The following is a 20,886-nucleotide window of genomic DNA, read 5'->3' on the forward strand; positions in this document are numbered from 1 at the left end:
GATGGGTGCGGTGCGGGGGATCAGGCACCGCACAGTTGATCCGTCAGCCGAGACCGGCCTGCTTGAGCTGGCGGTTGATGCTGTCGGCGAGCTTGTCGAGCCCCTCGTCGACGCTGACCTCCTTGGCCACCATCTTCTGCAGCGAGGCGGCCCATTCCGTCGTCAGATCGAAGAACAGCGGCTGCGCCGTGAAGTAGATCTTGGCGCCGGGCGACGACATGTCGTGCTGCTCGAGATAGCCGGGATAGGATTTCGCGATGCGGTCGCGGAATTCGCTGTCCTTCCACACCGATGCGCGAACCGGGTTGACGAAGTCCATCTTGCGCGCGCCGAACAGGTCGTGCTCGACGGATGCCGCCCACTGCATGAACAGCCAGGCCGCCTCCTTCTGCTTGGAGAAGCTCGACATCGCGAGCGACCAGATCCAGACATTCGGAGTCGGCGCCTTGGCGGCCGGATTGGCCGCGAACGGCGCGTAGCCGAGATGCCCCTTCTCCTTGTTGTCGCCGCCGTTCATGAAATAGCCGAGGATGTCGGCGTCGAAGATCATGCCCGAGGCGCCGGCGCCGAGATCGGTGCCGACCTGGTACCAGGTGTAAGTCGACCAGTTCTTCGGGCCCGAGGTCTGGATCATCTTGACCCATTTGTCGTGGAAATCCTTCGAGGCCTTGGTGTTCATCGCGGCCTTCAGCTTGCCGCCCTCCATCACGAAATCCTTCTGGCCGAAGTTCGAATAGGCCGACAGGAAGCCGGGATGGATGGTCGCCCAGGAGCGCGAGCCGCGCACGCCGACGCCGTAGGGACCGCCGGCGTCCTTGGTGATCTTGGCCGCGACCTCCAGCATCTCGTCGAGGTTCTTGGGCGGCTTGACGCCCACCTTGTCGAAGACGTTGCGGTTGTAAGTGATGTTGTTGAGCTCATAGCCCCAGGGGATGCACCACTGCTTGGCCTTGCCCGAGCCGAGCTCGGAGCCGGCGACGCCGTCCCACGCGGTCGAGGCGCGCAGGCCCGGCAGCACGTCGTCCCAGGCGAAGGCCGGGTTGGTCTTGGCCGGATCCTTGATGTAGGTGTTGAGGTCTTCGATCCAGCCCGCCGGACCATAGGTCCAGGTCATGTAGGCGCCGGTCATGAAGGCATCGTACTGGTCCGACTTCGACGACAGCGCCGCCGTCACCTTGTCGAAATAGACGTCCTCCGGGAAGATGTCGTAGGTGACGTTCATGCCGGTGAGCGTCTTGAACGCCTCGATGTCGCCGATCATCGCATCGACATAGGGATGCTTGTTGAGCAGCAGCTTGACGCTCTTGCCGCTCTGGGCCTTCCAGTTGAAGTCGGCGGCCATCGCCTTCGACATCGAGGAGGCGAAGGCGGCGTTGGCGGCGATGCCCGCGATGCCGAGCTTGGCGGCGCCGTCCAGGAGATCGCGGCGGCTGATGCGTTTGGCAGCGTAGGAGTCGAACAGATTCTTCTCGCGATCGAACATGTATTTCCTCTCCTTGTTGACGCTTGTTTTATGTGTCCTTCCGGGTCTTGCTTCTTGTCTTGCCGGATGTGGTCTCCGGCTTGTCGGTGGCGAGCGCCTTTGCGGTCGCTTCGTCGATGATGAGGCCGTGCAGAACGCCGCTGCGCAGCACGCCGCGCAGCGCGGTCACCTTGGCCGGCCCGCCGGCGATGGCGACGATCCGGTGCTTCCTGAGATCGGGCATGCTCATTGAGGTGGCGCGGGCCGACAGGTCGGTGTCCAGCACCGTTCCGTCGGCGCTGAAGAAATGCCCGAGCAGGTCGGCGCAGGCGCCGACGCGCTTCAGCTCGACGACCTCGTCGGGCTTGATCATGCCGCTCGACACCAGGAAGCCGTCGCGGCTGACCTGGCCGATGCCGACGAACAGCAGCGAGGCCTTGCGCGCCAGAGCGAACACGTCGGCGATGCCGAATTGCTGCATCAGAACGGCGCGGTCGGCGACCGAATTGGCGAACACCGGCACCGGCAGCAGATAGGCTTCCGCGCCGGTGCGCTCGGCGAGCTTGTGAATCACGTCGAACGGATTGGCGGCAAATTTCCGCGTCAGTCCGCCGAGCAGCGACACGAACTGCGCGTCACGCGCAGGCGTCTGCGGCATCTGCTCGACGACGGCTGCAAGCGTGCGGCCATGACCGACGCCGATCACCTTGTCCTGGCCGCGCTCCAGGATCTGGCGCAGGAAGCTCGCGCCTTCCAGCGCCAGCGCCTTCAGCGGCAGATCGCCCTCGCCGAGATCAGGCGCGACGCGGCAGAACGAAAGGCCGAAGCGCTGCGCGATATCGTTCTCGAGCGCGACGCATTCGGCGACCGGTCCCTCGACGAACACGCGGATCATGCCCTCACGGCTGGCGCGCGCGATCAGGCGATGCGCCTTGGTGCTCTGGATGTTGAGGCGATCGGCGACCTCCGACTGGGTGAGCCCCGCCGCGAAATACAGCCACGCCGCGCGCGTCGCGAGCGACGCCTCGCCGTCGATCACCGGCAACCTGTCGGGCGGGGGTGCCATATCAGGAAAAGTCCGCTTGCAAATTTCTTCACGTCCTCCAAAAATTGCAGAGGCCGAACGGGGCGTCAATCCCCCAAACGTGCTGCAGCGCAACCAATGTCGTCGCGCACGCACCAGAGAGCGATGAGGTCGCATGGGAGGTCTGTATCTCGGCATCGATGTCGGAACCGGAGGCGTGCGCGCCTGCGCAATCGATCCGCACGGCGGCATCCGCGGCGTCGCGTCCGTCGCGCTGCCTGCACCGCGCGTCGACGGCAACGCCATCGACCAGACACCGGAGCTGTGGTGGCAAGCCGCGACGGCGGCCATCCGCGAGCTCGGCGAGACCGTCGCTCTCGGCGACGTCACACGCATCGTCGTCGACGGCACGTCGGGCACGCTGCTGCTGGTCGACGCCGCCGGCCGCCCCTGCTCGCCGGGGCTGATGTACAATGATGCCCGCGCCACGCGTGAGGCGACGCGCGTCGCGGCGGTCGCCCCGCGCGAGAGCGGCGCGCATGGCGCGAGCAGCGCGCTCGCCAAGCTGCTCTATCTGCAGAATGACGGCTATGTCGGCGATGCCCGCCACGCCGTTCACCAGGCGGACTGGATCGCCGGCCGGCTCGCGAACCATCACGGCATCAGCGACGAGAACAACGCGCTGAAGCTCGGTTACGACCCGGTCGCGCGCACCTGGCCATCCTGGCTCGAACAGCTCGGCGTGCGCGACGATCTGCTCCCCGAAGTGCTGGTGCCGGGCACGCCATTTTCCGAGATGGATCCGCAGATCGCGCGGTCGCTGGGACTGCCCCCGACAGCGCAGGTCGCCGCCGGCACCACCGATGGCGTTGCGGCCTTCATCGCAACGCGCGCCGACCAGCCTGGCGATGCCGTCACCTCGCTCGGCACCACGCTGGTGGTGAAGCAGCTTGCGACCCAGCCGATCTTCGCGGCCGATCAGGGCGTCTATTCGCACCGGCTCGGCGAACGCTGGCTCGCCGGCGGCGCCTCGAACTCGGGCGGCGCGGCGCTGCTGATGCATTTCACCGCCGCCGAGATGGAGCGGCTGACACCTCAGCTGACGCCGGACCAGCCGACGGGGCTCGACTATTATCCGCTGCCAAAACCCGGCGAACGCTTCCCGATCGCCGATCCGGCGCTGGCCGCGCGGGTCACGCCGCGCCCGGCGGAAGATTGCCGCTTCTTCCAGGGCCTGCTCGAGGGCATCGCCTCGGTGGAAGCCCTCGCCTACCGCCAGCTGGCGCAGCTCGGTGCGCCGCGCCTGCGCCGCGTCATCGGCATCGGCGGCGGCGCGAAGAACGACGCATGGACCAGAATCCGGCATCGCGTTCTCGGCGTTCCCGTTTCGGTCGCCGAGCAGACCGAAGCAAGCTACGGCGCCGCGCTGCTCGCGCTGAACGGAGGCCCGCCATGAAGGCCGACGCGACCGCGATCGCCGGCCTTCACGCCATCGCCGACCGCTTCGATCATGTGCTGCTCGACCAGTGGGGCACGCTGCATGAGGGACTGGCGGTGTTCCCCGCGGCGCTGGAGTGCGTGGCGCGGCTGCGCGAAGCCGGCAAGCGGATCCTGATCCTGTCCAATTCCGGCAAGCGCGCCGGCAGCAACCAGCGGCGGCTCGCGACGCTCGGCTTGCCGTCCGACGCCTATGACGGCGTGCTGTCCTCGGGCGAGGTCACCTGGCGCGGCCTGCATGCGCGCGAGCAAGCGCCCTTTGCCGAGCTCGGACGCGCCTGCTTCCTGATCTCGCGCGACGGTGACCGCTCGATCGTCGACGGCACCGACCTTGTGGTGGTCTCGAACATGCGCGAGGCCGATTTCATCCTGCTCGGCGGTCTCGACGATGACGCGGCCGAGCCCGAGCGATGGCGTGAGCTGGTGGCAACCGCTGCCGCACGCCAGTTGCCGATGCTGTGCGCCAATCCTGATCTCGTGATGTTCGGCGTCGCGGGCCTGATCCCCGCGCCGGGCGCGCTCGCCGCATTCTATCATTCGCTCGGCGGCACCGTGCTGTTCGTCGGCAAGCCGCATCCGCCGATGTTTGCCGCCGCGCTCGATCAATTGGGGCATCCGCCGCCGGAACGGATCCTCGTCATCGGCGACTCCCTCGATCACGATATCGCCGGTGGACGCACCGCCGGCATGCTGACCCTGCTGATCGGCTCCGGCGCCCACCGCGCGACGCTTGCGCAGGCGAGCGATCTGCCGCGGGCGATCAAGACCGTGGCCGGCACAGCGGCGCGGATGCCGCACTGGACGATGGACCATCTGACCTGGTGAGAACAGCCCCGATGCGACCGCCTCAAATGCTGGATGAACTGCGCCGCATGTCGGCACGCGTCGGCAGGAATATCCTGCTGGTGCAAGGCGCCGGCGGCAATTCGTCGGTCAAGGATGGCGACGTGCTGTGGGTGAAGGCGTCAGGTACCTGGCTCGCCGATGCCGAGGACAAGGAGATTTTCGTGCCGGTCGCCTTATCGGCCGCGCGCGCGGCGCTGATGCATGGCGACGAACGCGTGCCGCTGGCGCCCAACGCCGGGACGACGCTGCGCGCCTCGATCGAGACCTCGCTGCATGCGTTGATGCCGCAGCGGATCGTGCTGCACGTCCATTCCGTCAACACCATCGCATGGGCGGTGCGCATCGACGCCCGCGACGAATTTGCCCGGCGCCTGGACGGACTGGCGTGGCGTTACCTCGACTATCATCACCCGGGGCTGCCGCTCGCGCGCGCCGTCAGCGACGCGATCGCCGATGATGCGGTCGATGTCCTGATCCTCGGCAATCACGGCCTGGTGGTCGGTGCGGCCAGCGGCGACGCCGCCGAGGCTTTGGTCGCCGAGGTCGAGCAACGTCTGGCCCTCGAGCAGCGCAGCGCGCCGGCGGCAGATCACGACGCGCTCCGCACGATCTGCGCAGGCACCAATTATCGCCTGCCCCGGGATCCTCGCGGCCACGACATCGCCACCGACCGTTACAGCCGCGCGATCGCGACCAGCGGCTCGCTGTATCCCGATCACGTCGTCTTCCTTGGCCCCGGCCTGCCGGTCCTGGAGCATCGCGAGAAGCTGAGCGTCATGATCGCGCAGACCACCACGAACGGACTGCCGCCGCCGGTTGCGCTTCTTGTCCCTGACCTCGGCAGCCTCATCCGCGACGATGCGAGTGACGGCGCGGAAGCCATGCTGAGCTGTCTCGCATTGGTCACCTGCCGCCTGCCCCTGACCGCACGGGTCAACTATCTGACGGCAGAGAACGAGCATGCGCTGCTGAATTGGGACGCCGAGCGCTATCGCCAGCAACTGACGGCCGATCGCTGACCGCTGGCCAACAGAGACGCTCGGTGCTTCATCCCTTCTCGGCGGAAAGAAACGGGCGATAGGCCGGATTTTCGCTCTCGTTCCAGTAGGGATAGCCGAGCGCATCCAGCGCCTGAACGAACCGGGCGCGCTCGTGAGGCTTGACCTCGATCCCTGCCAGAATGCGTCCGTAGTCGGCGCCGTGATTGCGATAGTGGAACAGCGAAATATTCCAGTCCGGCGCCAGGCTCTCGAGGAATTTCAACAACGCGCCGGGACGCTCCGGAAACTCGAAGCGGTAGATGACCTCGTCCTTGAGCAGCGGAGCGCGACCGCCCACCATGTAGCGCACATGGTCCTTGGCCATCTCGTTCTCGCTCAGATCGAGGATCGGATAGCCTTCGCGCCGAAGCAGCTCCATGACTTCCCGCTTCTCGACCTCGCCGCGGCTCAGCGCGATGCCGACGAACAGTTGCGCCGGCGCGGTGGTCTCGGCAAAGCGGTAGTTGAATTCCGTGATCGCGCGCGAGCCGAGGATGCGGATGAAGTGCCGATAGCTGCCCGGCTTCTCCGGCACGGTCACGGCAAGCAGCGCCTCGCGATGTTCGCCGACCTCGGCGCGGTCGGCAATGGTGCGCAGCCGGTCGAAATTCAGATTGGCGCCGCTGTTGACGGCAATCAGGCTTCCGTCGCTCAGCGCGCCACGCTCGGCGTAGGCCTTGAGGCCAGCGAGCGCCAATGCCCCGGAGGGTTCGGCGACCGATCGCACGTCGTCGAAGATGTCCTTGATGGCGGCGCACATCGCATCGGTGTCCACCGTGACAACCTCGTCGAGCAGGTCGCGGCAGAGCCGGAAGGTCTCGGTTCCCACCTTGCGGACGGCGACGCCGTCGGCGAACAGTCCGACCTGATCCAGCGCGACAACGCTCCCCTTGGCGAGCGCGGCCGCCATCGACGCGGCGTCCGCCGGCTCGACGCCGACGACCTTGATCGACGGGTTGAGGAACTTCACGAAGGCAGCCACGCCGGCCGCCAGTCCGCCTCCGCCGATCGGCACGAAGATCGCCTCGATCGTATCGGGATGCTGGCGCAGGATCTCCATCCCGACCGTTCCCTGGCCGGCGATCACATCGGGATCGTCGAACGGATGCACAAAGGTCAAACCACGCGCGGCCTCGATCTCCCTGGCCTTGGTCTGTGCGTCGTCGAACGTATCGCCATGCAGGACAACGTCACCGCCCAAGCGCCGGACGGCCTCGACCTTGATGGCGGGCGTCGTCCTCGGCATGACGATCGTCGCCGGAATCCCAAGCTTGCGCGCCGACAGCGCCACGCCCTGCGCATGATTGCCCGCCGAAGCGCAAATGACGCCCAGCCTGCGCTGCGCGTCCGGCAGCCTGACGATCTTGTTGTAGGCGCCGCGAAGCTTGAACGAGAAGATCGGCTGGAAGTCTTCCCGCTTCAGCAACACCGTGCGCGACAATCGTTCGGAGAGCCGCGGCATGGGATCGAGCGGCGTCTCGACCGCCACGTCGTAGACCCGTGCGGTCAGGATGCTTTGGGCGTAGTCGCGGAGCGCATTAGAGGTCATCGGGTCGCTTCTGCCGATGGGGGGGCAATCCTTATCGGTTGCACCTGCCCATCGTCGGCGCCGACCTGGCGAGCAGACGGCACGGAGCCGCCGCTACATCCAGCTCGAAGCATCGCATGGCCGAAGGCTCGAGTGAAGCCAAGACCGCCGGATCAATCGCCTGGCCGAGCGCATATGAAGTCATCTGGGCCGTCGCATGGGCGCCGCCAAAATATCGAAAACAACCCCATGCAAAGTAGCCGGCGGCGGCCGGCGTCGACCGGGCAACTTGACACGTCGGGCAATTCAGGGATATATTTCTAATATTCCGAACTTGACCCCGCAGCTGAATCGGTGTCCCAGCCCAAAATGCCGCCCTGGCGTTGACCGCTTCACGCCATGAGACGCGATGAATTCCATTCCCTGCCATGGTCACCGGGCGCTTCCCAGCCCGATTCGGAGACGATCAGGGTGTCCTCGAGCTTGATGTAGCCGCGCGTTGGATGCAGCAGCGCGGTCTCGATCGAGATCACCATCCCGTGTTCCAGCGGCCGATCAGCGTCATACGGCGAATAAGGTACCGGACCCGTTGCAGTCAGGCGCGGCGCTTCGTGGCTGACGAGCCCAATGCCGTGTGCGGTGAAGTCGAGCACGGCGCGATGCGGCGAGGCTTTGACGGCCGCCTCGCCCGCCGCGATGATGTCGCCACCCATGGCGCCCGGCCGGATCGCGCGCCGGACCACCTGCTGGATGTCCTCGACCTGTTGCAGCAACTCGCGCAGCTCGCTGTCGGGCTCACCCAGGATGCCCATGCGGCTGAGGTCACCGATGTAGCCCCGGTAGTTTCCGCCGGAATCGATCGAGATCACGTCGCCTTGCTCGAGACGCTGGCTGGAAGGCGCGCGGTTATGGCTCTTGCCCGCGGCAATCAGGCAGTATTCGAAAACCAGATCGCGCTCCTGCTCCTCGCGGCGCAGACGGGCGACGACGTCGCTCTTGGTCATGCCCGGTGCGCAGCCCTTGAACGTGGCCATCATCGCATCGACGACCCGTTCGGAAGCCTCCCTGATCAGGTCCAGTTCGGCGGGAGATTTTACGGCACGAAGCCGTTCCAGCGTGAAATGGGCCTCGCGGAACTCGACGTCGCCAAGGCCGGTGCGCAGATGATCCCTGGCATCGGCCGGCAGGAAGGCTGCCTCGATGCCGATGCGCTTGGTGGAGCCCGCGAGCTTCCTCGCATGATCGATCGCAAGGCCGATCGCATCGATCGTTCCCCACGCCTCCGCCTTGACAACCGGCGTCCATATCCGTCCGAGCGCGTGCTCGAACTTCTCCATGCGGTTGCCGATGTAGGCGGAATTTTCCAGGTGTCCTTTCTGATAGACGAACACCGGCAGATAGCGGCCGGTGCCGATTGCCTCCATGACGTCGAAGAAGAAGAAGCGATATCCACCGAGCAGATACTGCACATTGTGACGCGAGGTGACGATCAGGACGTCGAGCCCCGCTTCATCCATCAGCCGATCGAGCTTTGCAGTATCGAACGGCGCCGCCGTTGCGATCGTGTCGAAAGCGTTGTCCATGTATGACCTTTCGTCTTTCACTGTCCCGCGGCCGGCTTTGCGGCCAGCGATTTCGGTGCGGCGCTCGCGCCCGCGTTTTCGCCAAACAGAACCACCGGGCGCCCGTGCGGCTCAACGCCGAGGAACGTGAAGGCAAGGCCGATCAGGAGGCCCGCGCCGGCAAGAAAGCAGAACGCCGGCATCACCGCCGCGGCGGTCGCACTTGGATGCACGAGATTATCCGCACCGGCGATCAATGCGAGACACAGGGGACCTACGATCTTGCCGATCCCGTTCGAGAGCTGGGCAAGGCCGACCGCGCGTCCCGACAGCTGAACCGGGAAGATTTCCGCCGGATAGGGTCCGATGTTCGAAAATCCGCCATCGAAGAACACGGCGCCGACGATCAGGAAGACCAGGAACAGCGGTACCAAGCCGGCAAAGTCGTTGTGAAAATAGGCGGCGAGCGCCAGCGACACCGCGGTGCCATATCCCATCAACTGGCCACAGGGCTTGCGGCCGATCCGATGGGCGAGGAAGGCGAAGCCGGTCCGGCCGAACACGCCGGCGAGGCTGACATAGATGAACATCCTGGCCGCATCCTGGGGCGCGACGCCAAGCAGTAGCGCCACGATCGTCGGTCCCCACAAGAACACACCGTAATTCGCCGTGCTGGCGCCGAACCAGATCAGGACTGTCAGCCAGAAGCGCCGCTGCTCGGCAAAGAGATCGGCAAATGTCGCCGGGCTCGCCGGCGGCAGCGCAGGCAGCACGAAGGACTCGCCACCGACCCGGTAGAGTTTCCGGATGCTCGCCTGCGCCTCGCGCACGCGGCCCTTGCTGATGAGCCAGCGCGGCGATTCCGGCATGACGATCATGGTCAGAATTCCGAGGAGGATCGGCAGGAAGCCGACTGCCGCCAATCCGCGCCAGCCAACCAGCGGCAGCAGGAAGCTCGCCGTAACCGACGCCGACAGCACGCCAAAGGCGACCGGGACGACCACGAGACTCGTGACCAGCGTGCGATGGCGGGTCGGTGCGAATTCGACGATAGCAGGAACCGCCGCCGCCGCGCCGGCGGCAAGGCCGAAGCCGACGAAGAAGCGCAGGATCGCAAACGCAACCCAGCCGTCTTCCGGAATGAACGCGATCGCGCCCGAGGTCAGGCCGCAGAGCAGAACGCCTGATATCGCCAGCGGCTTGCGCCCGAAACGATCCGCGAGGACGCCCGCGACGAAAGCCCCCAGCATCGCTCCGATGCCGGCGCTCATCAGCATGATCGAGGTCTGCCCAAACGTCAGGTGCCATTTCGGCGCCAGCACCGAGACCAGGAATCCGACCACAAAGAAATCTAAGAAATCGACCACGCCGGTGACGGCGAAGATGATGATCGATAGCCAATAGCGCGTCGTTACCGGCGCTTCGTCGAACGGCACTGCGCTCGTTTGCTCCGTCATGGTCTCCCCCTGTTGTTGTCAAGCCGCCTTCTTGTTTGAATTTAGAAATGCCGTCACCGCCTCCGCCACCCGCTCGGGGGCCTGGATCGACGCGACATGGCCGACGCCTGCGATGGTCCTCGTCTCGACGCGCGCAAGATCGCGGGCGAGCGCAAATGTTTCCGCATTCGGGATCAGCCGGTCATCACCGCCCGCCAGCAAGAGCGTCGGGCGATCAAAGCCGGTCAGATCGGTGGCGACGGGCTGCGCAAGCAAGGCGCCACGGCGCGCCTTCTGACCCTCGTCGCGGCTGGAGCCGCGGAAGATCTCGATCAGCTCAGGCCGCGTGCGCAGATATGCTGGCGGGAAGAAGAACTCGGCAATCTTCGACGCATTGGCGATTGTATCCGCGCGCCAGGAAGCGAGCTTCCGGAAGGCATCCGCATTGACGTCGAGCGGGCTTCTGTTGACCTTCCAGGTGCTGCTCAGGATCAGGCGGTCGATGCGGTCGGGATGACGGGCCGCCAGCACCTGCGCGATCTGCCCACCCAGCGAGGTTCCGAAGACATGGGCACGATCGTAACCGAGCCCTCCGATCAAGGCCGCGGCGTCGTCGGCCAAATCGGCCAGCGAATAGGACGACGGAGAGTTTCGGCTGGCGCCGGAGTCGCGCTGGTCATAGGCGATCACCGTGAAGTTCGCCGCAAGGACAGGCGCAAGGCCGTCAAACATCGCATGATCAGCCTCGCCGCCATGCAGCAGCACGATCGGATCGCCGCGCCCGGTTTTCTCGAACGCCGTGACGACGCCGTTGGATTCGAACGATTGCATCGGGGTCCCCGCTAATGCAGCAGCGTTGAAAGCGCGCCGGCCAATTCCTTCGCGGGATCCGATGGCAGCCACGGCATCCGCCACGCCACATGCCCATCGGGGCGCACCAGCACGGCGCCGCGCATGCCGAGCTGGAATCCGTCCGCCGGATCGGCTGAGGGCAACTGCTTCAGCGACAACGGCAAGGCGGTCTTCTCGGATACCTGTTTTCCCGCTTCCAGCCACTCGCTGCCGAGTGGGCCCGCGACGACGGTGAACTCCTTGTCGAACCAGTCGAGCGTCGATTTCTTGCGCGAAGGCTCCAGCCACATGTGCGGAAATCGCGCGCCGGGACGATCCGTCGGCGTGTAGTAGCGGGAGTTCAAGGCCTTCGCGACGGTGCCATCGGGGATCACCGCGCCCTCCTCGTAATTGTGGCCGAGGTTCTGCCCGATGCTGTGCAGGTGATTGTCCATGTCGTTGATCCAGAACCTGATCCGGTCCGGATTGCGCGATCGCACGGCGTCGTCGGTCAGCCCGAATCTCAGCCGATTGCCGTAGCTGAAATTGGCATTGGATTGCGCGATCGGACGTCGCTCGCTGGAATAGCTGTCGAGCAGCTTTTCGTCTGCAAGGCCCTTCAGCACGAAGGCCAGCTTCCACGCGAGGTTATGCGCGTCCTGAACACCGGAGTTCAGGCCGAAGCCGCCGGTCGGCGGAAAGCGATGCGCGCAGTCGCCGACCAGAAACACCCGGCCCCTTCGAAAGGTCTCGGCCACCTGCATGCTGACGCGCCAGATCGAGCGGTTCAAAAGCGTGACATCGAGATCAGGAATGCCGACATGGCCGCGCGCGATCTCGATGAACTCCTGGTCGGTCCAAGGCCGCTCGCGATCGTCCTTGGTCAGGCCGATTTGCGTCACCGTCAGCCAGCGATCGCGGCCATTGGTGTTCAGGATGCCGGCGCGCGGCAGATCGGGTCTGTCCGGGACGATGATGAAACCGGCGGCCTCGCGCGCGATCGGCAGCCGCGACAGATCGGCACGCCAATACTCGTTCGACATCACCGCCAGCGTCGAGGGCCCGACCATCTCGATCCCGGCGCTGCGCCGCGTCTGGCTGCCCGCGCCATCGGCCGCGATCAAATATGTCGTCGTCCACTGCGTCACTTCGCCGGTCTTTTCGCAACGTGTCGTGACGTTGACGCCGCTGTTGGTCTCCTCGAACGATTCACAGGCCGTGTTGAACAGGACCGTGGCGTGCCTGGACTTTTCGACCACCCGCAGGATTTCCTCCTCGACGGCGTCCTGGGCGACCAGGCTCTTCCAGGCGGGGGTATGACCGACATTCGGCTCGGGGCGGGTGCGGCCGAACTCGTGGCCGGCGATGCTGTCGAGGAACACGAACATGTCGGAATTGTCCTGCAGGCCGCGGTCGCGGATCGCCTGCTCGATCCCCCACTGCCGGAAGATCTCCATGGTGCGGACCCAGCAGCCGCGCGACTTCGGATGATCCGTCGTCGTCGGGCTCTTCTCGACCACCACGCAGTCGATGCCGAAGCGATCGAGCAGCAGCGACATCGCAAGACCGACCGGCCCGCCGCCGGCGATGAATACGGACGTCTGGCGTGCCTCATCGGTGGCGATGCCCATCCTCGTCTCTCCTCCGTTTGATCGTTGCGAGGAGACTGCTCCTTTTTTGGTATCTCACAAGAATATGTTTGATATGGTATGCATCTCGATTTGAGATGGAGTGTGCCCGCCATGGACCTGCGGCAGATCCGCTATTTCGTCGCCGTCGCCGAGCGTGGCGGCTTTGCCGCTGCAGCGAGCACGCTGAACGTCGCCCAGTCGGCACTCAGCCGCCACGTCAAGGAACTCGAAGACGAATTGGGCGGTGCCTTGCTCGAACGCGGCGCGCGCGGGGTCTCGGTTACGGAATCCGGCAAAGTACTGCTCGCGCGCGGGCGATGGCTGCTTGGTACCATCGACGACATCAAGGCCGAAGTACGCACGGAAAATCGGGAGCCAAGCGGTACGGTGCGGATCGGCGCGCCACCGAGCCTCGGCGATATCCTCTACCCGCCGCTGGCCCAGGCCTTCGTGAAGCAATTTCCACGCGTGCGACTCGAACTGAGCGAGGGCCTGACGGAAAGCGCATCCGAACGCCTACTACGCGGTGAACTCGATCTGGCGATCGTGACGACGCCATCCCCCAACGATCACCTCGACTACGAACTGCTGGTCATCGAGCAGGTGTTCCTGATCGGACCGGCGCGCGATCCGCTGCTGAAGCGCGGCAGACTGACCCGCAAGGAGTTCGACGCCCTGCCATCCGCGGTGGCCCCGCTCAGCCGCAACCCGTTCCCGTCGACGATGCTCTGCGCGGTGCGGGTCGACAACAGCACACCGATGAAGCGCATGGTGGCATCTGGCCTCGGCTACGCGCTGCTACCATTCTCCGGCATTCACCAGGAGGTGGCTGCCGGCGTGCTGTCGGCGGCGCTTTTGCCGTGGATGCGCGCCGACCGCGTCCTGGCGCTGCCGCGTGGACGGCCCGTGAGCCGGGCCACGCGTGAAGCGATTGCCGCGCTGAAGAAAATCTGCCGCGCCCTGATCGACGAGGGAATCATCCTGACCTCGCCGGCGCGCAAGAGCTGAACCCGCCGCTCCACGCAAGCGGTCTGCTCATTCCTCGCTGTAGCCCGACGCACGGGCCGTATCCGTTGCGTCCGGCTCTAGCTTCCGATCGACCAATCCGTCTTGACCATAGTTGTCATGACAACTATAGAGTCATTCCAAGATTGGCGATCAAGCCGGCTGTTCCCGCCGTGAAAAGACGCGAGCCGTGACGCGGCTCTGCGGGCGACTTTTCACGGCCGGCAGTTAGTCGAAGGGAGAACGTTATGAACGCTGCTTCGCAGATCCATGCGGCAAGGCTGAGCGAGATTTCCCGGCTCATCGATGACCGCCCCGGCGAACGCATCTTTGAAGTCGATCGCCGGATCTTCACCGATCCGGCCGTGTTCGACGCCGAGCTGCGATATATCTTCGAGGCCACGTGGAATTTCATCGGCCTGGAATCCCAGGTCGCCCGGCCCAACGACTTCGTCACCACCCATATCGGCCGGCATCCCATCCTGGTGATGCGGAGCGCTGAGGGAAAAGTCGGCGCCTTCCTCAACACCTGCCGGCATCGCGGAACGATCGTCTGTCCGTTCAAGCAGGGCCGGCAGAAATTCCATGTCTGCCGCTATCACGGCTGGGCCTACGATTCGGGCGGGCGCAACATCTCCGTGACGGAGGAAGCGAGCGGACAGTATCCGCCGTCCTTCTCGAACAGCAATCACGACCTTCTTCCGGTCGCGCGGCTGGGTTCGTATCGCGGATTCCTGTTCGCGAGCCTCTCGGCCGACGTTCCACCGCTGGAAGAATTTCTCGGCGACACCCGCGCGTTCCTCGACCTTATCATCGATCAGAGCGACAGCGGTGAGGTCGAATTCGTGCCGGGCGCCAGCACCTACACGTTCGATGGAAACTGGAAGCTGCAGTTCGAGAACGGTCTCGACTACTATCACTTCGCGACCACGCACAGCTCCTACGTCGATATCCTGAAGAAGCGCAATGCAAGCGCCGGACCGGATGCCGGATTCACTGCGGAGCCGGAAGGCGAGCAGGAAGGGCAAGGCAGCTTCAGCTTCGATTACGGCCACGCCGTCAACTGGTCGATCAAGCGCACGCAGCTCTATGGCCGGCCGCTAGGCATGGATCCGGCGCGTCTCGATGCCGTGCGGCAGCGCGTCGGCAGCACCCGTGCCAAATGGATGCTGCGCCAGCGCAACCTCACGATTTTTCCGAACCTGCAGGTCATCGACATCCTGTCGGCGCAGGTGCGGACCTGGCGGCCGCTGGCACCCGACAAGACCGAGATGGTGTCGCATTGCCTTGCTCCGGTCGGCGAAAGCGCCGCGGCGCGCACTCTTCGTATTCGCAACTACGAAGACTTCTTCAACGCCTCCGGGCTGGCAAGCTCGGACGACAACGTCATGTATGAGTTCTGCCAGACCGGCTACGACGCGACAACCGCCGCGCCCACGCAAGGCTATTTGCGCGGCGTCGCGGAAGTCGGCCATGGCGAGAGCGCGCACACGCGCGAGCTCGGCATCACCCCAACCGAATGGTCGTTCGGCCCCGCCAGCTTCGGCGGCGAGACGAATTTCCATCCCGGGTATCGCGAGTGGCGCAGGCTGTTGCAGCACGCCGCCGGGGAGACGGCGTGATGGCGGCCGACGCAATCAGGGAAGCCGATGCGCGCGCGATCGCAGCCGCGGTCATCTTTCGCGAGGCGCGCCTGCTCGACGCCGGCGAATGGGCCGATTGGGTCGCGATGTACAGCGAGGATGCCGTCTATTGGGTGCCGGCATGGCTCGACGAGTACACTACCACCAATGATCCCGACACGCAGGTCTCGTTGCTCTACCACGATGCGCGGCGCGGGCTGGAAGAGCGGATCGCACGCATCGAGTCGCGCAAATCGATCACCGCGCTGCCGCTGCCGCGCACCGTGCACCAGATCTCGAACCTGGAAGCGTCGGAAACCGGCGCTGATCAGATCACCTGCCATTCGGTGTTCTCGGTCCACGTCTACGACCCGCGCGTGGCCAAGGAGCATCTGCGGCACGGGCGCTATGAGCATACGCTGCGGCGTGACGGCGAGACCTGGAAGATCGCACGCAAGGTCATCACGCTGGTCAACGACCGCGTCCCGACCGTGCTCGACTTCTACAGCATTTGAGAGGGCACATGACGGACGATCAGGGAACCTGGCACGAAGCGGCCGCACTCAGCGCGCTGAACGAAGGCGAGCCGTACGGCATCGAAATCGGCCGTCACCATGTCGCGCTCTATCGCATCGGCAATGAATACTACGCCACGAGCAACATCTGCACGCATGCGGAGGCACTGCTGTCCGACGGCATTCTGGAGGGCTGCGAGATCGAATGCCCGCTGCACATGGGCCGCTTCGATATCCGGACCGGCGAGGCGCTGACCAGTCCGGTCGAGATCGATATCCGGACCTATCCGGTGCGCGTGGTGGGTGACAGGCTCGAAGTCTGCCTGCCCGCATAAGAGAACCATCAAAAATCAATAATTCGGGGGAAACAGGGATGACCGAAGTCGTGATGGACAAGGCGGCGATAACGACCGCCGATCCGCAGATCGAACGCACCACAATCCGCAAGGTCGCGCTGCGCCTGATGTGGTTCGTCATGGCGATGTATTTCCTCGCCATTCTCGACCGCGGAAACATCTCCTTTGCCGCACTGCAGATGAACAAGGAGCTCGGGCTCAATGCCGAGATGTTCGGCATCGCGGTCGGCATCATGTACTTCACCTATTCCATCTTCGAGATTCCGAGCAATCTCATCCTCAGCAAATACGGCGCGCGCGTCACGCTGACGCGGATCGCGATCCTGTGGGGCATCGCCACGATGCTGATGGCATTCACGCAAGGCCCGTTCAGCCTCTATGCATTCCGCGGCTTCCTCGGATTTGCCGAGTCCGGCCTGTTTCCCGGCGTGATGCTGCTGCTGAGCCTCTGGTTTCCGTTCAAGTACCGCGCCCGCTACAACGCGATGTTCAACTATGCGGTGCCGATCTCCTATATCTTCGCCTCGCTGATCTCCGGCGCGATCCTCGAGCTGAACGGAACGTTCGGCATCTCGGGCTGGAAATGGCTGTTCATCCTCGAGGGCTTGCCGCCCGTCGTTCTCGGGATCGTCGGCATCTTCTATCTGACCGACCGCCCGCAGCAGGCGAGCTGGCTGTCGACGGCGCAGCGCAACTGGCTGACCAGCGCGCTGGAGCGCGACGCCAAGGCGACCGGGGTGGTGCATGCCGAAGGCGTGCTCCGGACCATCACCAAGCCGATGGTGCTGCTGTTCGGCCTGTGCAATTTCGGCCTGTTCTGTGGCCTGGCTTCGCTGTTTCCCTGGCTGCCGCAAATCATCAAGTCGTTCGGGCTGCCGAATTCCCAGGTCGGTTTCGTGACCGCGATCCCGCCCGTCGCCGGCCTGATCGGCATGATCGCGTTGTCGCGGCACTCCGACCATATCGGTGAGCGCTTCTATTATGCTGCCATGACCTTCGTGATCGCGGCGGCCGGATTCGCGATAGCGGCCTTTTCAACATCGCCGGTTTGGATCATCATCGGATTCATGGTTGCCAATGTCGGTGTCTATGGTACGCAGGCGGTGTTCTGGACCATTCCGCAGTCCTACATGTCGCGGCAGAGCGCGCCGGGCGCGATCGGCCTGGTCAGCACCATCGGCAGCATCGGAGGCGCCACCATCCCGATCGTGATCGGACGCGCCAAGGACGCCTCGGGCAGTTTCACCATCGGATTCCTCGTGGTAACAGGCGTTCTCCTGGTCGCGGCGACGTTGGTCTTGATCGCACGCACCCAACTCGTGAAAGAATGAGCAGTCGGACCGCCACAAACCGTACCAAGGCCCCTGCCCCGCGCCGCGCCGCGCAAGAGGATGCGCGCTCGGAACTGGTGATCGATTTCGAGCGCTATGTGCCCACGGTGCTGTCCAGCCTGGTCGCGAAGTTGCGCGCCAATGCCAACGCCTTCTTCCCGCAGGCCTACGGCGTATCGCTCGCGGAATGGCGGGTGCTGTCCTTTCTCAGGGAGCATGAACCGGCAAGCGCCTACGACATCTGGACCAATGCGCAGCTGGACAAGGCCGTCGTCAGCCGCGAGACGACCTCGCTGAAGAAAAAGGGCCTGATCGAGCTGACGCCGGTGCGAGGCAGCGCCCGGAACCGGACCGAGATCCGGCTGACATCGCAGGGCGTGGCGCTGCTCGACCGCAGTCTGGATGAAATCCTGCGCCGGCACAGCAACCTCACGGCCGGTCTCGACGCCAAGGCACTGGAGAGCTTCTTCCGGGTCGTGGCGCATATCGAGCACCGCATTCCCCACATGGCCGACCAGACCTCGAATGCCGTGCCGGCCCACGCGCCGGTCAAACGCATTGCGAAGCGGAGGCCGCCGACCGGCGCCTAGCGACACTTGTCCGGTGAGGAACCCGCGTAATTTATGTTTCAGTAAGCAAGTTGTAGCTAGGATCGACCAGTGAGTTGCGTATGGGAGACTTCCAGTGATCGACTTTGACGAACTTCGTAGTATCGCCGCGGATGTTCGTATCTTTATCGACGCGTCGGAAGACAAGGGTGGCGCCTTGAAGGCCATCATCGAGGCCTACGACGTCGTTCTCGGGATTTTCCCGGCCGGCCAGGGAATGGATCTTCACGTGGTCAAGGGCACCGAGGTCCTCAACCACATCGCGCAAACCCAGGCCTCGTCGGGCTTTACCCACACCGCCATCGCATTCCAGACCCGTGAGCAGGCTGTTGCGCTTCAGCAACTGATGGCGGCCTAGCCACCGGCGTTGCGCGCCCGCGTTGCGGGGCGGCCGAAGCGATCGCATCGGCGATCGCGCGACCCGATCGATGACCGAAGCGGTCCTGGAAGATCGAGGGTCGGATCAAAAATTCCTCACCCCGCTTCTCAGTGCGCCGGCAGATCAAGCAGCGGTTGCCGAACGGCATTGCGCAGTCGTTCAGCATGGTATTGCGCGACGCCATCCCGGGGGTACTCGACCAGGAAATCGGCAATGCGCAGCGCCGCCACGGCGGGCTCCGCGTACCGGATCGAACTGTAGACAGCTTCCCAGCGCGCGCAGAACGTCAGCTCCGAGTCGCCGCGTTCGCCGCACAGCTCGTAGACCGTGATCGCGTCGGCAAAGCCCTTCGGCCGGATCTGGTCGACGCTGCGGAACGCGAATCTGTGTTCGGCACGCGCCTTCACGGCTGCGCTCACCAGGACCTGCGTGCCGTAGTTCTTGTTGAGGCCTTCGAGACGCGAGGCCAGATTGATGGTGGCGCCGAGCGCGGTGTAGCTCATGCGGGCGGCGGAGCCGACATTGCCGACCACGGCATCGCCGAGATGCAGTCCGAACCGCGTGCCATAGGCCGGCCAGCCTTCGCTGCGGAAGGCCCGGTTGAGCTCGGCATTGCGCTGAACGCAGTCAAGCACGGCCTCGCAGGCATGAACGACGTGATCGGGATCCTCGTCCGGCGCGTTCCATAGTGCCATCACCGCATCGCCGATGAACTTGTCGATGGTGCCATGGTGTTTCATGATCGCCTCCGACATCGCGGCGAAATAACGCGAGGTGTAGATCATGACCTGGGAGGGGTCCGCCTTCTCGGTCTTCGCGGTGAAGTCGGCGACGTCGGTGAAGAGAACCGTGACCTCGCGCCTGATGCCGCCGAGCTGCAGGGAGGCTCCGGATTCCATCAGCTGACGGACGATCGGCTGCGGAATGAAGCTTGAGAAGTTGCGTACGACGGTGCGCATCGTAAACACCGAGCGCCCCAGTTCATCGATCTCGTCGATGGCCGATTGCATCCGCGGCCGGTCGGCGAGCTGAAAGCGCTGGATCTCGTCGGTCTGCCGCGCCAACTCGCGCAGCGATCGGGCGAGCAGCGAGCCGAGCCAGAACGCGAAGGGGAGCATCGCGATCACAAAGCCGAGCGCGATGGCGAACAGCGCGCGCCGCTCCGAGATGATCTTGGCGAAAAACTCGTCGAGCGGGGCGACCACCGCGAGGTGGATGTTGGCCGCGCCGGCCGTCTCGATGCGGTGAAAGGCCGCCACAAGGGTCCGTCCGTCGGCGTCCGTGAAGAACTGCTGGGCGAGTCCGTCGGTGCGCCAGGCCTGGATCGCCGCGGACAGGCCGGGAAGCTTGATGGCATCGATCCGGGGCAATGCGTCGCTGCGTTCCGCCATCAGACCGCGCATCTCGGGATGGCCGACGATACGGTCGGCGTCGTTGAACAGGAAGGCCAGCCCGGATTTTCCGAGCTTTTGCCGGCTCAGCATCTCCTCGAGGCGATTGAGCAGCAGGTCGGCGGCCACCACCCCGCGGCGGCCCTCCCTCAGCGGCGTGCGCAGCGTGTAGCCGGGCTCCCCGGTCGCGTAGAAAACATAGGGCCCGGTGAGCAGCGTCTTGCGATCCTTTAAGGCATCGACATACCAGGGACGCCGCCGCGGGTCGTAGCTATGCGGCCCCGCCACCTCGGCGACCTGGGTCAGGTTTTCCGACAGGAACAGCGTCACCGGCGCCGCGGCGGCCGCCCCGGTGCGGGCAATCACGACGACGCGGTAGACAGCGTCAGCGGCGACATTCAGCGCCGTGCGGAATTGCGGCTTGGCGCGATCGATGACGTCCATCTCCAGGAAGGAGCCGTCTTCGTAGCCGACATAGAGATTGAAGATCTGCGGATTGTTGCGCAGCATCGAGGCCAGCAGCGCGTAGAGCCTGACATTATCGGCGACGTCGGCCTCCTGGATGGCCGGTATTCCTGCCAGGATCTCGAGGCTGTCGCGCACATTCTTGAACTGCGCGTCGATGCGATCGGCGCCGATTTGCCCCACCTTGTCGATGAAGGTGCTCGCAGCCATCTGGGTGATCGACGAGACCCGCCTGAAGCTGAGATAGACCAGCGTCAGCCCGACCACCAGCACCGCGGCGATGAACACCGTGATGATGGAGGCACGAAAGCCGATACGAACCGGCCCCCGGCCGGTCTCGCGCGCATCACTCATCGA

18 protein-coding genes are annotated in these 20,886 nt (G+C 64.8%); 10 read left to right on the plus strand and 8 right to left on the minus strand.

Annotated elements, in window-relative coordinates; all coding sequences use genetic code 11:
- Positions 1–43: 43 nt before the first annotated feature.
- Together ACVWY5_RS28340 and ACVWY5_RS28345 are read right to left on the minus strand one after the other, a co-directional pair.
- Entirely contained in the window at positions 44–1,483 is a 1,440-nt protein-coding gene (locus ACVWY5_RS28340) for an extracellular solute-binding protein (RefSeq protein ID WP_028335671.1), read from the minus strand.
- 28 nt (positions 1,484–1,511) lie between these two features.
- Positions 1,512–2,528: a sugar-binding transcriptional regulator gene (locus ACVWY5_RS28345; protein WP_050383702.1), complete on the minus strand. Its 1,017-nt coding sequence runs from the start codon at positions 2,526–2,528 to the stop codon at positions 1,512–1,514.
- A 133-nt stretch (positions 2,529–2,661) separates the two neighbouring features.
- On the opposite strand from ACVWY5_RS28345, the gene ACVWY5_RS28350 reads away from it, so the two are divergent.
- The 3 genes from ACVWY5_RS28350 to ACVWY5_RS28360 are packed head-to-tail and all read left to right on the plus strand — an operon-like array spanning position 2,662 to position 5,848.
- Complete coding sequence (locus ACVWY5_RS28350; RefSeq protein ID WP_028335673.1) at positions 2,662–3,942, plus strand: xylulokinase; 1,281 nt, start codon at positions 2,662–2,664, stop codon at positions 3,940–3,942.
- Positions 3,939–4,808 (plus strand): TIGR01459 family HAD-type hydrolase, encoded by an 870-nt coding sequence (locus ACVWY5_RS28355; protein ID WP_028335674.1) that lies wholly within the window; start codon positions 3,939–3,941, stop codon positions 4,806–4,808. Before ACVWY5_RS28350 ends, ACVWY5_RS28355 begins: the two co-directional genes overlap by 4 nt.
- A gap of 11 nt (positions 4,809–4,819) precedes the next feature.
- Positions 4,820–5,848, plus strand: a complete 1,029-nt coding sequence (locus ACVWY5_RS28360) for a class II aldolase/adducin family protein (protein WP_028335675.1) — start codon at positions 4,820–4,822, stop codon at positions 5,846–5,848.
- A gap of 28 nt (positions 5,849–5,876) precedes the next feature.
- Here the strand turns inward: ACVWY5_RS28360 and ilvA are convergent, their stop codons facing one another.
- From ilvA to ACVWY5_RS28385, 5 genes are all read right to left on the minus strand, one after another.
- Positions 5,877–7,418: a threonine ammonia-lyase, biosynthetic gene (gene ilvA / locus ACVWY5_RS28365; protein WP_028335676.1), complete on the minus strand. Its 1,542-nt coding sequence runs from the start codon at positions 7,416–7,418 to the stop codon at positions 5,877–5,879.
- 371 nt (positions 7,419–7,789) lie between these two features.
- On the minus strand, positions 7,790–8,980 hold the full coding sequence (locus ACVWY5_RS28370; RefSeq protein WP_028335677.1) for a M24 family metallopeptidase: 1,191 nt from the start codon (positions 8,978–8,980) through the stop codon (positions 7,790–7,792).
- Positions 8,981–8,997: 17 nt separating this feature from the next.
- A complete protein-coding gene (locus ACVWY5_RS28375) occupies positions 8,998–10,416 on the minus strand; it encodes an MFS transporter (protein ID WP_028335678.1) in 1,419 nt (472 codons plus the stop codon).
- Positions 10,417–10,434: 18 nt separating this feature from the next.
- Positions 10,435–11,226 (minus strand): alpha/beta fold hydrolase, encoded by a 792-nt coding sequence (locus ACVWY5_RS28380; protein WP_051376226.1) that lies wholly within the window; start codon positions 11,224–11,226, stop codon positions 10,435–10,437.
- Positions 11,227–11,237: 11 nt separating this feature from the next.
- The gene (locus ACVWY5_RS28385; protein ID WP_051376227.1) at positions 11,238–12,857 is read right to left on the minus strand and encodes an FAD-dependent monooxygenase; all 1,620 of its coding nucleotides are present in this window, start codon (positions 12,855–12,857) and stop codon (positions 11,238–11,240) included.
- A gap of 111 nt (positions 12,858–12,968) precedes the next feature.
- Between ACVWY5_RS28385 and ACVWY5_RS28390 the strand changes: the two genes are divergently transcribed.
- From ACVWY5_RS28390 to ACVWY5_RS28420, 7 genes are all read left to right on the plus strand, one after another.
- Positions 12,969–13,865 carry a LysR family transcriptional regulator gene (locus ACVWY5_RS28390; protein WP_028335680.1) on the plus strand — a complete coding sequence of 299 codons (897 nt, stop codon included), beginning with the start codon at positions 12,969–12,971 and terminating at the stop codon, positions 13,863–13,865.
- A 245-nt stretch (positions 13,866–14,110) separates the two neighbouring features.
- On the plus strand, positions 14,111–15,484 hold the full coding sequence (locus tag ACVWY5_RS28395) for an aromatic ring-hydroxylating oxygenase subunit alpha (RefSeq protein WP_028352242.1): 1,374 nt from the start codon (positions 14,111–14,113) through the stop codon (positions 15,482–15,484).
- A complete protein-coding gene (locus ACVWY5_RS28400) occupies positions 15,484–15,999 on the plus strand; it encodes an aromatic-ring-hydroxylating dioxygenase subunit beta (RefSeq protein ID WP_038377706.1) in 516 nt (171 codons plus the stop codon). Before ACVWY5_RS28395 ends, ACVWY5_RS28400 begins: the two co-directional genes overlap by 1 nt.
- Positions 16,000–16,007: 8 nt before the next feature.
- Complete coding sequence (locus tag ACVWY5_RS28405) at positions 16,008–16,334, plus strand: non-heme iron oxygenase ferredoxin subunit (protein ID WP_028335682.1); 327 nt, start codon at positions 16,008–16,010, stop codon at positions 16,332–16,334.
- Between the two features lie 38 nt (positions 16,335–16,372).
- A complete protein-coding gene (locus ACVWY5_RS28410; protein WP_028335683.1) occupies positions 16,373–17,686 on the plus strand; it encodes an MFS transporter in 1,314 nt (437 codons plus the stop codon).
- Entirely contained in the window at positions 17,683–18,276 is a 594-nt protein-coding gene (locus ACVWY5_RS28415) for a MarR family transcriptional regulator (protein WP_028335684.1), read from the plus strand. The genes ACVWY5_RS28410 and ACVWY5_RS28415 overlap by 4 nt, the downstream gene beginning before the upstream one ends.
- Positions 18,277–18,370: 94 nt before the next feature.
- Complete coding sequence (locus tag ACVWY5_RS28420) at positions 18,371–18,652, plus strand: hypothetical protein (RefSeq protein ID WP_016846917.1); 282 nt, start codon at positions 18,371–18,373, stop codon at positions 18,650–18,652.
- Positions 18,653–18,780: 128 nt separating this feature from the next.
- Here ACVWY5_RS28420 and ACVWY5_RS28425 read toward each other — a convergent pair whose 3' ends face one another.
- Positions 18,781–20,883, minus strand: a complete 2,103-nt coding sequence (locus ACVWY5_RS28425) for an adenylate/guanylate cyclase domain-containing protein (protein WP_028335685.1) — start codon at positions 20,881–20,883, stop codon at positions 18,781–18,783.
- Positions 20,884–20,886 lie beyond the last annotated feature (3 nt).

This window comes from Bradyrhizobium sp. USDA 3256, assembly GCF_054058275.1.

Excerpts from the sequence above, each read along its gene's own strand:
- ilvA (WP_028335676.1), bottom strand. The coding sequence starts at position 7,418 with ATGACCTCTAATGCGCTCCGCGACTACGCCCAAAGCATCCTGACCGCA.
- ACVWY5_RS28350 (WP_028335673.1), top strand. The coding sequence starts at position 2,662 with ATGGGAGGTCTGTATCTCGGCATCGATGTCGGAACCGGAGGCGTGCGC.
- ACVWY5_RS28370 (WP_028335677.1), bottom strand. The coding sequence starts at position 8,980 with ATGGACAACGCTTTCGACACGATCGCAACGGCGGCGCCGTTCGATACT.
- ACVWY5_RS28375 (WP_028335678.1), bottom strand. The coding sequence starts at position 10,416 with ATGACGGAGCAAACGAGCGCAGTGCCGTTCGACGAAGCGCCGGTAACG.
- ACVWY5_RS28425 (WP_028335685.1), bottom strand. The coding sequence starts at position 20,883 with ATGAGTGATGCGCGCGAGACCGGCCGGGGGCCGGTTCGTATCGGCTTT.
- ACVWY5_RS28360 (WP_028335675.1), top strand. The coding sequence starts at position 4,820 with ATGCGACCGCCTCAAATGCTGGATGAACTGCGCCGCATGTCGGCACGC.
- ACVWY5_RS28355 (WP_028335674.1), top strand. The coding sequence starts at position 3,939 with ATGAAGGCCGACGCGACCGCGATCGCCGGCCTTCACGCCATCGCCGAC.
- ACVWY5_RS28405 (WP_028335682.1), top strand. The coding sequence starts at position 16,008 with ATGACGGACGATCAGGGAACCTGGCACGAAGCGGCCGCACTCAGCGCG.
- ACVWY5_RS28410 (WP_028335683.1), top strand. The coding sequence starts at position 16,373 with ATGACCGAAGTCGTGATGGACAAGGCGGCGATAACGACCGCCGATCCG.
- ACVWY5_RS28380 (WP_051376226.1), bottom strand. The coding sequence starts at position 11,226 with ATGCAATCGTTCGAATCCAACGGCGTCGTCACGGCGTTCGAGAAAACC.
- ACVWY5_RS28415 (WP_028335684.1), top strand. The coding sequence starts at position 17,683 with ATGAGCAGTCGGACCGCCACAAACCGTACCAAGGCCCCTGCCCCGCGC.
- ACVWY5_RS28390 (WP_028335680.1), top strand. The coding sequence starts at position 12,969 with ATGGACCTGCGGCAGATCCGCTATTTCGTCGCCGTCGCCGAGCGTGGC.
- ACVWY5_RS28385 (WP_051376227.1), bottom strand. The coding sequence starts at position 12,857 with ATGGGCATCGCCACCGATGAGGCACGCCAGACGTCCGTATTCATCGCC.
- ACVWY5_RS28340 (WP_028335671.1), bottom strand. The coding sequence starts at position 1,483 with ATGTTCGATCGCGAGAAGAATCTGTTCGACTCCTACGCTGCCAAACGC.
- ACVWY5_RS28400 (WP_038377706.1), top strand. The coding sequence starts at position 15,484 with ATGGCGGCCGACGCAATCAGGGAAGCCGATGCGCGCGCGATCGCAGCC.
- ACVWY5_RS28345 (WP_050383702.1), bottom strand. The coding sequence starts at position 2,528 with ATGGCACCCCCGCCCGACAGGTTGCCGGTGATCGACGGCGAGGCGTCG.
- ACVWY5_RS28395 (WP_028352242.1), top strand. The coding sequence starts at position 14,111 with ATGAACGCTGCTTCGCAGATCCATGCGGCAAGGCTGAGCGAGATTTCC.